The organism is Allobosea sp. BE125, assembly GCF_031456075.1.
Lineage (GTDB): Bacteria > Pseudomonadota > Alphaproteobacteria > Rhizobiales > Beijerinckiaceae > Allobosea.
Genome location: NZ_JAVDTY010000004.1, coordinates 178,980 through 189,367 on the forward strand (window position 1 = coordinate 178,980; position 10,388 = coordinate 189,367).

Annotated in this window: 9 protein-coding genes; 1 reads left to right on the top strand and 8 read right to left on the bottom strand. The window is 66.6% G+C overall.

Going from position 1 to position 10,388, the window contains the following annotated elements:
• Positions 1 to 66 precede the first annotated feature (66 nt).
• The 7 genes from J2Y55_RS11640 to J2Y55_RS11670 all read right to left on the bottom strand — a co-directional run bounded on the left by J2Y55_RS11640 (position 67) and on the right by J2Y55_RS11670 (position 6,576).
• Entirely contained in the window at positions 67 to 486 is a 420-nt protein-coding gene (locus tag J2Y55_RS11640; RefSeq protein WP_310152561.1) for a DUF1236 domain-containing protein, read from the bottom strand.
• Positions 487 to 700: 214 nt separating this feature from the next.
• Positions 701 to 1,675 carry a tripartite tricarboxylate transporter substrate-binding protein gene (locus J2Y55_RS11645; RefSeq protein ID WP_310152563.1) on the bottom strand — a complete coding sequence of 325 codons (975 nt, stop codon included), beginning with the start codon at positions 1,673 to 1,675 and terminating at the stop codon, positions 701 to 703.
• 64 nt (positions 1,676 to 1,739) lie between these two features.
• A complete protein-coding gene (locus J2Y55_RS11650; RefSeq protein ID WP_310152564.1) occupies positions 1,740 to 3,239 on the bottom strand; it encodes a tripartite tricarboxylate transporter permease in 1,500 nt (499 codons plus the stop codon).
• Positions 3,240 to 3,243: 4 nt separating this feature from the next.
• On the bottom strand, positions 3,244 to 3,762 hold the full coding sequence (locus J2Y55_RS11655; protein ID WP_310152566.1) for a tripartite tricarboxylate transporter TctB family protein: 519 nt from the start codon (positions 3,760 to 3,762) through the stop codon (positions 3,244 to 3,246).
• The gene (locus J2Y55_RS11660; RefSeq protein ID WP_310152569.1) at positions 3,762 to 4,751 is read right to left on the bottom strand and encodes a LysR family transcriptional regulator; all 990 of its coding nucleotides are present in this window, start codon (positions 4,749 to 4,751) and stop codon (positions 3,762 to 3,764) included. Before J2Y55_RS11660 ends, J2Y55_RS11655 begins: the two co-directional genes overlap by 1 nt.
• A 137-nt stretch (positions 4,752 to 4,888) precedes the next feature.
• A complete protein-coding gene (locus tag J2Y55_RS11665) occupies positions 4,889 to 5,824 on the bottom strand; it encodes a DMT family transporter (protein WP_310152573.1) in 936 nt (311 codons plus the stop codon).
• An 89-nt stretch (positions 5,825 to 5,913) separates the two neighbouring features.
• Positions 5,914 to 6,576 carry a glutathione S-transferase family protein gene (locus tag J2Y55_RS11670; protein ID WP_310152576.1) on the bottom strand — a complete coding sequence of 221 codons (663 nt, stop codon included), beginning with the start codon at positions 6,574 to 6,576 and terminating at the stop codon, positions 5,914 to 5,916.
• Positions 6,577 to 6,972: 396 nt separating this feature from the next.
• Between J2Y55_RS11670 and mgtE the strand changes: the two genes are divergently transcribed.
• Complete coding sequence (gene mgtE / locus J2Y55_RS11675) at positions 6,973 to 8,376, top strand: magnesium transporter (RefSeq protein ID WP_310152579.1); 1,404 nt, start codon at positions 6,973 to 6,975, stop codon at positions 8,374 to 8,376.
• A 36-nt stretch (positions 8,377 to 8,412) separates the two neighbouring features.
• On the opposite strand, the gene J2Y55_RS11680 is transcribed toward mgtE, so the two are convergent.
• The gene (locus J2Y55_RS11680; RefSeq protein ID WP_310152582.1) at positions 8,413 to 10,371 is read right to left on the bottom strand and encodes a M23 family metallopeptidase; all 1,959 of its coding nucleotides are present in this window, start codon (positions 10,369 to 10,371) and stop codon (positions 8,413 to 8,415) included.
• Between the last annotated feature and the right edge of the window lie 17 nt (positions 10,372 to 10,388).

A 10,388-nucleotide genomic window follows, 5' to 3' on the forward strand; every position in this document is an offset into this window, starting at 1 on the left:
CGGGCCGACGATTCGTCATGACGATCAGGCCGGCAATGGCGCGATCGTCGAGCGGATCGCACTACATCATTCGATGACCTGCACGATGCGGCGTGTGCGCGGGTCGACCAGAACAGGGCGCTGGTTCACGACCGTGTAGCGATATTCGGTCGCACCATATTCGCGCGGCACCTCGCGGTAGACCACGCCATCCGACGGCAGGACCGTGCCGACGACGACCGGTTCATCATAGGTGTAGGACGGGACGCGTTGCTCCACGACATACTGCCGGAAGCGGGGAGTCTGGTCGCCGATGATCGCGCCGACCACGGCGCCACCGACGCCGCCGACAACCGCTCCGACCGGGCCGCCGACGATGGCTCCGCCGACCGCGCCGGTGGCGCCACCGCTAACAGCGCCACCCTGGGCGCCCTGCGGGTTCTGCTGGGCGAAAGCCACTGCGGGAGTGACGGCGATCGCGGCGATAAGAGCAAGCTTCTTGAACATGGTTTTTCTCCTTCCAAGAGAACGTTCGGGAAGGAAACGGGTGGCTCCCGGCGCGGTTCCGAAAAATCTGGGTAACAAGATATGAATATCCGCAACCGGAATGGCGAAAGCGCCATGATATCAATGCGTCACGGCGCTCACGAAAGGCTCTGGCACAAACGAAAAACGGCGGATCCGGGGATCCGCCGTTTCATATCTCGCCTGTTTCGGGCCGTTACTTCGGCGCGGCTGACAAGGCCGGGCTGAGCTTTTCGGCGTCGCGCTTGATCAGGGCGGCGAAACCGGCCGGGGTGCGTTCCTCGGCGGTCGGCATCACGGTGCCCAGCTCGAGCAGGCGCTTCTTGGTGCCTTCGTCGTTCAGTGCCTTGTCGAGGGCGGCGACCAGACGATCGACGACGTCCTTCGGGAGACCCTTGGGACCGGCGATGCCGTTCCAGGCCTCGATCTGGTACTCCGGCAACCCGGCTTCCGTAGTGGTGGGAACGTCGGGCAGGGCTGGCGAGCGCTGCTTCGAGGCGATCGCATAGGCCTTGATGTTGCCGGCCTTCACCTGTTCGGCGACGCTGACGATCTGGTCGCACATGAAGTCGACCTGGCCGGAGACGAGATCGTTCAGCGCCGGCCCGGTGCCGCGATAGGCGACGGCGTTGATCTTCGGCACGCCGAGCTGCGCCTTCAGCAGGGTGCAGGTCGTCCAGGAGACGGAGCCGAGGCCGGCATGGGCCTCGTTCACCTTCTCGGAGTTCGCCTTCACATAGGTCACGAACTCCTTCAGGTCCTTTGGCTCGAAAGTCTTGCGGGCGACGATCAGGATCGGCGTGCCGCCTGCGAGACCGATGGCCTGCATGCCGTTGATCGGGTCGTATTTCAGGCCGGGATAGGTCGCAGGCGCAGCCGAGAACGTGCCCAGATGCCCCATCGCGATGGTGTAGCCGTCGGGCGCAGCCGTAACCGCGCGGGCGATGCCGGTGGTGCCGCCGGCGCCGGCGACGTTCTCGATCACGAGCTGCTGGCCGAGCGTCTTCGACATATGGTCCGCGACGATGCGCGCAATGATGTCGGTCGGCCCGCCGGCGGCGAACGGCACGATCATGGTGACCGGGCGCGTCGGATAGGTTTGAGCCAGGGCACCGCCGGCGAGCGCCACGGTGATCGCGGCGGCCGCCAAGCCAAGTGTCAGTTTCTTCATGGATGATCCTCCCTTGAGATTCTTGCGTGGACGCTGGATTGAATGAGACGTTCCAGCAACCCCGTCATTCGGTGAAGACCTCGTCGCGCTTCTTCGAGATCGAAGGCAGCAGCGCGATCGCCAGGACCACCACGGCGACGATCAGCAAGCCGGCCGAGATCGGCCGCTCGACGAAGGTCATGAACGAGCCGCGCGAGATGATCAGCGCCTGGCGCATCTTCTCTTCGAGCAGCTTGCCCAGGACGAAGCCGAGCAGCATCGGCGCAGGCTCGAAGCCGAGCTTGATCAAGAGGTAGCCGAACAGGCCGAACATCGCGGTGAAGGCGACGTCCACCGGCTGGTTGTTCACCGAGTAGATGCCGATGCAGCAGAAGATCAGGATCGCCGGGAACATCAGGCGATAGGGCACCTGCAGCAGCTTCACCCAGACGCCGACCAGCGGCAGGTTGATGATGACCAGCATCAGGTTGCCGATCCACATCGAGGCGATCATGCCCCAGAACAGCTCCGGGTTCTTGGTCATGACCTGCGGGCCGGGAATGATGCCGTGGATGGTCATCGCGCCGACCATCAGCGCCATCACGGCGTTGGGCGGGATGCCGAGCGTCAGCAGCGGGATGAAGGCGGTCTGCGCGCCGGCGTTATTGGCCGATTCGGGACCGGCGACGCCCTCGATCGCGCCGCGCCCGAAGCGCGAGGGATCCTTGGCGAGCTTCTTCTCGATCGTGTAGCTCGCGAAGGGGCCAAGCACCGCGCCATTGCCCGGCAGGATGCCGAGGATGCCGCCGATGAAGGTGCCGCGCAGCACCGGGTTTATCGACTGCTTGATCTCGCTCCAGTCCGGGAGCAGCCGGCCGATCTTGGCCTTCACGACGTCGCGCGCCTCGGGGTTCTCCAGATTGCGCAGCACCTCGGCGAAGCCGAAGACGCCCATGGCGAGCACGGCGAAGTCGATGCCATCAGACAAGGGTGGGAAGCCGAAGGTCAGGCGTTCCTGCCCGGTTTCGAGGTCGGTGCCGACCGTCGAGAGCAGCAGGCCCAGCATGATCATGCAGAAGGCCTTGAGGATCGAGCCGCGCGCCAGCACGACGGCAAAGCACAGGCCCATCACCATCAGCGAGAAATATTCCGCCGGACCGAAGAGCAAAGCGAGCTTGGTCAGGGGCGCGCCGAGTGCGGCGATGAACAGGGTCGCGACGCAACCGGCGAAGAAGGAGCCGAGCGCGGCGACGCCGAGCGCGACGCCGGCGCGGCCCTGCTTGGCCATCTGGTGTCCGTCCAGCGTGGTGACGACGGAGGTCGCCTCGCCCGGGATGTTGACCAGGATCGCCGTGGTCGAGCCGCCATATTGCGCGCCGTAATAGATGCCGGCCAACATGATCAGCGCGCCGACGGGATCGACGCCGAAGGTGATCGGCAGCAGGATCGCGATGGTGGCGATCGGCCCGACGCCTGGCAGCACGCCGATCAGCGTGCCGATGAAGCAGCCGGCGAAGCACAGGGCCAGATTCTGCAGGGAGAGCGCGACGCCGAAGCCGAGCGTGAGATTGGCGATCATGTCCATCGTGTCAGATCCCCAGGAGCCAGGGCGCCAGCGGAATAGGCAGGCTGAGCGCGTATTTGAAGAGCAGGGCGCAGGCGGTCGTCATCGCGATGGCGAAGATGATCAGCTCCTTCCATTTCATGTCGTCGGCGGCGAGGCCGGAGACGAGGATGACCAGCGGTCCTGCGACGAGCAGCCCGAGCTGCGGGATATGGATCGGCCCGATGTCGAAGCCGCGGATGGCGAGCCCGAACAGGCAGGCTCCGCCGAGCACGAGGAAGACGCCACGCCAGGCCCAGCCCGTCAGCTTCTCACCGTTGTAGCGCAGCGAGGCGAGCGAGAGCATCAGGCCCAGCGCGGCGCAGATCACCGCAAAGGATTTCGGCAGCATGCCCGGCCCGATCTGGCGAAGGCTACCGAGAGGCAGGTCGCCGGACAGCAGGAAGGCGAAGACGCCAAGCGCGACCATGAACAGGCCGGCCGCCATGTCCTGCTGCGAGCGAATGCGCAGGCCCTGCGCCCGTTCGATAGGGTTCAAACTCATCAGGCTCCTCCGGTAGACGGCCCGACGGCGCGGGCGCTGCGTTTCATCTTGGGTGGCGATATGACGAACGGAAAAACATGCCGTTCGTCGATCAAGGTGACGCTCTCGCGAAGGATGGCGAGAAAGTCGTCGCGTGGGCTGAGCTTCTGCTGCGGCCGCCAGGCGACGCCGACCAGCGCGCCAGGTGGCGGCGGGTCGAGCAGCGCACCGCGCAGGCGGCGCATCGTGACGCCGGGAAAGCTCAGGCGCGAGACCCAGTCGGGCGCCAGCGCCATGCCGAGTCCGGCGGCCACGGCCGACATCATCGCCGGCTTTTCGGTGGCCTCGATCGAGACGTTGGGCACGGCCCCGACGCTCTCGAAATAGGCCATCACCAGATCATAGGCGAAGGGCCGGCTGCGCTTGGAGGGAACGATGAAGGGCTCGCCGACGAGGTCGAGCATCGTCAGATGGTCGCGCGCCGCCAGCGGGTGCTGCTCACTCAGGACGACGAGCGGCCGCTCGACGCGCAGGATCTCGAAGGCGCAGTCGGTGGGCTTGCGCGGCGGGCGGGTCAGAGCGAGATCGAGCTTGCCGGCCTCCAGCATCTGGATCAGCGGGGCGGTCATCGCTTCGACGAATTTGATCTCGACGCCGGGATGCTGCTCGCGGAAATAGGCCAGCGCCTCGGGCACGAAGCTCGACGAGGCGGCGTCGATCGCGCCGACGCGCAGGACCTTGCCCGAGGCGAGCGAGGCTCCACGCACGGCGCGCGAGGCGTGCTCCATCTTGACGAGGATGCCCTTGGCCTCCTCCAGCATGATCAGCCCGGCGCGCGTCATCGCGACCTGGCGCGTGGTGCGCGTGAACAGGGCGACCCCGAGACCATCTTCCAGTGCGCTGATCTGGCGGGAAAGAGCGGGTGGCGCGAGTCCAAGCCGTTCGGCTGCGCGACCGAAATGCAACTCCTCTGCCACCGCGATGAAACATCGCAGTTGCCTGACATCCATGGCGCTCGTCTGCTCCCCCTCTGGCGTATCGTTTTTCGATATCTTCCAGCCGCTATCCTCATGCCTCTAGCGGCTCTGGTCGCGAAAGCGACTCTAGAGGAATTCATAATCTTTCGGCAATAATACCTTGGCTGCAATCAGCGCGCTGCACCCAATTGCGGCCTGCGCCGGAAAAGCCGGCCGTCGATCAGGGCGAGACCGGCGAAGATCGCGGCCATGCCGGCGAGATGCCGCGGCAGCAGCGTCTCCCCGAGCAGGCCGACGCCGAGCATGATGGCGCTGACCGGCACCAGGAAGGTGACGAGCATGGCGTTGTTTCCGCCCGCCCGCCGCATGATCTGGAAGAAGATCACATAGGCGAGCGCAGTCGAGATCAAGGCGAGCCCGACCAGCGCGGCAGCGGCCGTCCAGGACGGCGTCGGCAGGCTCCAGGGCGGGGTGAAGATCAGGACGAGCGGGAGCGACATGACGGTTGTGGCGCTGAGCTGGCCCGCCGCCGTCACCAGCGGCGGCGTATCGCGAAAGCGCCGGCCATAGAGCCCGGCGAAACCATAGGACAGGGCGGCACCCAGGCAGGCGAGCTGCGGCAGGAGCGCGCCGCCCAGACCGCTGAGCGCATCGGGGCCCATCAGGATGCCGACGCCGACGAGCCCGGCCAGCACGCCGGCGAGCTTGAGCGGGGTCGCCTTCTCATTGCTGCCGAAGAGATGCGCGACGATGACGCCGAAGACCGGCGTGGTGGCGTTCAGGATCGCGGAGACGCCGCTCTGGAGCTGGGTCTGGCCCCAGAAGATCAGGCAGAACGGGATGAGGTTGTTGAGCAAGCCCATGACGAAGAAGGCGAGCCACATCCGGCGGCCGACCGCCATGTCGAGCCCGCGCATGCGCAAGACGAGATAGAGCACGGCCGCCGCCAGGCTGACGCGGGACAGCACGACGGCAAGAGGCGGCCACTCCGCCACGGCGATCTTGCCGAAGAAGAAGGAGCCGCCCCAGAGCAGCGAGAGCGCCAGCAGCAGGAGCCATTCGCGCGCACCCATCACGGGGCCGGAAGAGGTGGGGGCGGTGGTCATCTGGGCAGCCCTGTCCGCGGGAGCGCGCCAACGCTCCCTGTCGCGTTCTGGCTAGGCGTGTGCGCCGTGCGGCGCCACCCGTTTTCCGGTTAAGCGGCTTCGGCGTCGCGCGCCTGCCACATCGCCGTGAAGGCCGGGCGAGCCTGGCAGGCTTCGAGCCAGGCCTTGACGTGCGGCGCGGCCTCGAAGAGCTGTGTCGCCGGCTTGGCGTAGCGGATGACCTCGGCGAGGTTGATGTCGGCGACCGTGAAGCGTCCGCCCATGACGAAGCCGCCGCCCTGCGCCAGCGTCTGGTCGAGTACGGCAAACGGGGCTGCGAGCGCCGCCAGCGCCGCGGCGGCAATCTCGGGCTTGCGCTTCTCGGGCGGGAAGGCAGCGAGATGCTGCTGCAGGGTCAGCGCATGGGTCTCGCATTCGGTCGCGGCCCAGAGCGCCCACATCACGGCGAGCCCTTCCTCCTGCGCATCCTTGGGCGCGAGCGGGCCGCCATGCTTGCGCGCCAGATAGAGGTTGATCGCGAGCGATTCATGCAGCTTGAAGCCGTCATCGTCGATGCTCGGGACATGGCCGTTGGGGTTGACCTTGAGGAAATCGGCGCGGCGCGTGTGCAGCGGCGCGTCCGGCGCCTGCGGATCGGCCACGCGATAGGCCTGGATCACCGGCACATGGGTGAAGGCGAGGCCGAGCTCGTTGGCGAGCCAGATGTTGCGCGAGGCGCGCGAGCGGTAGCAGCCATAGATCGTCAGGGTCATGCGCGGAGGCTTTCGGCAGAGGGGCTGAGGGCAGCGCGCGCACCTTAGGGCGAGCCGCGCGGGCCAACAATCGCCGCTGCGAGGCGAGGGGCGTTGTCCTCAGAGCAGGATGCGAAAAAGTGGGAACCGGTCTTCACGTCGATCCTGCTCTACGGCTGGGCCCGGTCCCGGCCGCTCAATCCTTATGCAGATTTTATTTGACGCGCGGCGTGGCAGGGTGCACTTCGCCCACGCCGCCCGACCTTCGGGGAAGGCCGCAATCAGGAACCCCAATCGCAATGCCAACCGACAGTCCCAGCCGACAGTCGATGCCATCTGCCGCCGCCTCGCGCGCCTGACCGGGTAACCGGCTCGCCTGCGACCGGCCGATGACGGCCGATCGCAAGGAACAGAGCCATGAATGATATCGTCGCGCAGGACAGGGGCGCAGCAGCGCCGGATCTGCTGGCCAAGACCGATTTTCTCGCGAAGACCCTGGCCTGCACATTGGCGCAGGAACACATCGCCGACATCGTCGAGACGCTGAACGATCAGGACACGGCGACCATCGCCGAGGTCCTTGTCTCCCTGCCGTTCGAGCGCGCCGTCGAGGTCTTGGACCAGCCCGAATTGTTCGAGGCGCCCGCCGCGCTTTCGCTCCTCACAGATGAGCGCGCGGCAGCCTTCCTCTCCGCCATGTCGGCCGACCGCGTCGCCGACATCATCCGCGTGCTCGACGCGCCGGTGCGCGAGCGCCTCACCGCGCGGGTCGACCAGGAGACGCGCTCGGCCCTGACGCGGCTGCTCGCCTATCCCGAGCACAGCGCGGGCTCGATCATGACGACCGAGTTCGTCAGCGTGCCGGCGAACTGGACGGTGGCGCAGACGCTCGACCATATCCGCCATGTCGAGCGCTCGCGCGAGACGGTTTACGCCACCTATGTGCTCGATCCGGTGACGGGCGCGCTCATCTGCGCGGTGCCGCTGCGCCGGCTGATCAGCAGCGATTCCGATGCCGTGGTCACCTCCGTCGTGCCGGCGCACAAGCCGATCAGCGTCACGCCGGCGACGGATCGCGAGGACGTCGCCCGATTGATCTCGAAGTATAATCTGCTCGCCGTGCCCGTCGTCGATCCCGCCAATCGCGTCATCGGCATCGTCACCGTCGACGACGTCATCGACGCGATGATCGAGGAGACGACGGAGGACGTGCAAAAGCTCGGCGGCATGGAGGCGCTGGACGAGCCCTATAACGAGATCAGCTTCGCACGGATGATCCGCAAGCGCGCTGGCTGGCTCTCGATCCTGCTGCTCGGCGAGATGCTGACGGCCTCGGCCATGCAGTATTTCCAGGACGAGCTGGAAAAGGCGATCGTGCTGACGCTGTTCATCCCGCTGATCATGAGCTCAGGCGGCAATTCCGGTTCGCAGGCGACCTCGCTGATCATCCGGGCGCTCGCTCTGCGCGAGATCAGCCTGAAGGATTGGTGGCGGGTCGCGTTGCGCGAATTGCCGACCGGGTTGACGCTGGGCGCCATCCTCGGCGCCATCGGCGTCGCGCGTATCGTGCTCTGGCAGAAGCTCGGTATCTACAATTACGGCGAGCACTGGGCTCTGATCGCAGCAACTGTGGGCGGCGCGCTGATCGGCATCGTCACCTTCGGCTCGTTGATGGGCTCGATGCTGCCCTTCGTGCTGAAACGGCTCGGCTTCGACCCGGCCAGCGCCTCGGCGCCCTTCGTCGCGACGCTCGTCGATGTCACCGGCCTGGTGATCTATTTCGGCGTGGCGGCGGTGATCCTGAGCGGGACCTTGCTCTGACGCGCCGATGGCAGGCGTCGGGGCGGGGCTGCGCGATCAGGTCGGGTGTCCGCCCGGCGCCACCGCCACGGTGGCGTCGACATGGTGGCGCAAATCGTCGATCTGCTTCTTGTGCTCCTTGAACTCGGCCAGCGCCGTGCCCTGAAGGGCGCGGCTGCTTGGCAGCTTGACCTTCATGGGATCGACGAAGTGCCCGTTCGTGGTGACCTCGTAATGGACATGCGGGCCGGTCGAGAGGCCCGTCGTCCCGACATAACCGATGATCTCGCCCATATGGACGGAGGCGCCCGGCTTGATCCGGCCGGCGATGCTGGCCATGTGGTTATAGGCGCTGGCATAGCCATTGGCGTGCTCGAGCTCGACCCGGTTGCCGTAGCCGGAGTGAACTCCGGCGGCTGTCACCGTGCCGTCGCCTGCGGCCATGATCGGCGTGCCGCGCGGGGCGGCCCAGTCGACGCCGTTATGCAGCCGGGAATAATGCAGGATCGGGTGGTAGCGCATGCCGAAGGGCGAGCTGATCCGCCCTTCCTGCACCGGCTTTCGCATCAGCAGCTTCTTGAGCGAGACGCCGTCATCGTCGAGATAGTCGAGCTCGCCCGTTTCCGATGAGACATAGCGGTAGATCTGCTGCGTTTCGCCGCCGGTGGACAGCGCCGCATAGAGCAGTTCGCGATGGTTTGCCGGTGTGGGCTGGTCGTCGGTGAAGACCAGCTCAAGCCGGTCTCCGCTGCCGGCATGCTGCTTGAGGTCGAGGCCGGCCGCGAAGGCGCGGATGAAATCGTCGATCACCTCGCGCGGCACATCGCTCTTCAAGGCGCTGGCATAGGCGCTCTGGTAGAGCGTTGCGTTGTTGCCATCATCCTCCTCGTCATCCTGATCCGCCTTGCCGTCGGTGCCGTCATGGCCGCGTGTGGGCAGGGCGACGCTGACGAAGCGACCCTGATCGTTCAGGGCCACGACCTGTTGCGGGCCGCTCTCGTCGAACAGGGTGACGCGCTGGATCGTGCGGTCGCCGGCCTCGGGGCCGATCGTGACGCGCAGATGCAGGCCATCGGGCAAATCACCCCTGGCCCGTTTGCCGAGCGCGGCGAGGATCGCGGCGACGCGTTCGCCGGAGGCTCCGTTCGAGGCGAGCGCCGCGGCGAGCGTCTGCCCGCGCTCGAGCGTGATATCGACATCGCCGAAGCGTTCGCGGTTCTCGGCGCCAACAGAAACATCCGTGACATTCTCGGGGATGATCCGGACATCGAGCGAGCCGAAGCGGCCGGCATCCTCCGCATCGGCCTCGGCGCTGGCCGATTCGCCGACCATGCGCAGCGTCCGCGACAGGATGCGCTGATTCGAATAATCCGGCGGCAATTGCGGCGAACCGGCCGAGAGCCGGGCCATCTCGGCGATCTGTTCGTCGATCGCGGCGTCGGACAGGCCCGGAGCGGCCGGGTCGATGACGAGCGCCGCGAGATCCCGGCGCGTGACGGAGACATCCGCATCGGCGGGGTCGGTCGCGTCCTGGGGCGGCGCCTCACGCGTCGAGCCGGCGAGCAGCCGGGCGGGGTCGAAATCCGGGATGTCGAGATTGGCGGTGGGAAGCGGCGACAGGGCGACGGAGACATGCGCGAAGGCATGCACCTTGGTGATCTCGCGCCCGGCCGCGACTTCCGTCAATGGCGCACGGAAATGCTGCGTCGTGCTGATCGCGAAGCTGTGCTGGACCAGGCTGTCGCCCTTACGGGCCGTCTTGCCCGCAGCGGTTTCGTCATTATGCGCGGGCGCGGCCTTTTCCGGCCGCTGCGCCGTGACGTGGTCGCCCTCTGAGACATAAAGCGACGAGCCCATCAGGGCTGCGCCGAGCAGGCCGATCAAGGCGCAAGCCGAGAGCCAGCGCCAATTGACCGAGCGATGTTCGGAAACCGGCAACCCTGCCGGGGTGGCGAATGGATCGGCAAGAGGCTCGGCGCTGTCGTCGTAGAGGAAGTTCAACTCGGCTCTGCCCATCCCGCAAGGCTGCCGGG

Coding starts and splice junctions, on each gene's coding strand:
- J2Y55_RS11670 (WP_310152576.1), bottom strand. CDS start 6,576: ATGACCCTGACGATCTATGGCTGCTACCGCTCGCGCGCCTCGCGCAAC.
- J2Y55_RS11660 (WP_310152569.1), bottom strand. CDS start 4,751: ATGGATGTCAGGCAACTGCGATGTTTCATCGCGGTGGCAGAGGAGTTG.
- J2Y55_RS11650 (WP_310152564.1), bottom strand. CDS start 3,239: ATGGACATGATCGCCAATCTCACGCTCGGCTTCGGCGTCGCGCTCTCC.
- J2Y55_RS11655 (WP_310152566.1), bottom strand. CDS start 3,762: ATGAGTTTGAACCCTATCGAACGGGCGCAGGGCCTGCGCATTCGCTCG.
- J2Y55_RS11640 (WP_310152561.1), bottom strand. CDS start 486: ATGTTCAAGAAGCTTGCTCTTATCGCCGCGATCGCCGTCACTCCCGCA.
- J2Y55_RS11665 (WP_310152573.1), bottom strand. CDS start 5,824: ATGACCACCGCCCCCACCTCTTCCGGCCCCGTGATGGGTGCGCGCGAA.
- mgtE (WP_310152579.1), top strand. CDS start 6,973: ATGAATGATATCGTCGCGCAGGACAGGGGCGCAGCAGCGCCGGATCTG.
- J2Y55_RS11680 (WP_310152582.1), bottom strand. CDS start 10,371: ATGGGCAGAGCCGAGTTGAACTTCCTCTACGACGACAGCGCCGAGCCT.
- J2Y55_RS11645 (WP_310152563.1), bottom strand. CDS start 1,675: ATGAAGAAACTGACACTTGGCTTGGCGGCCGCCGCGATCACCGTGGCG.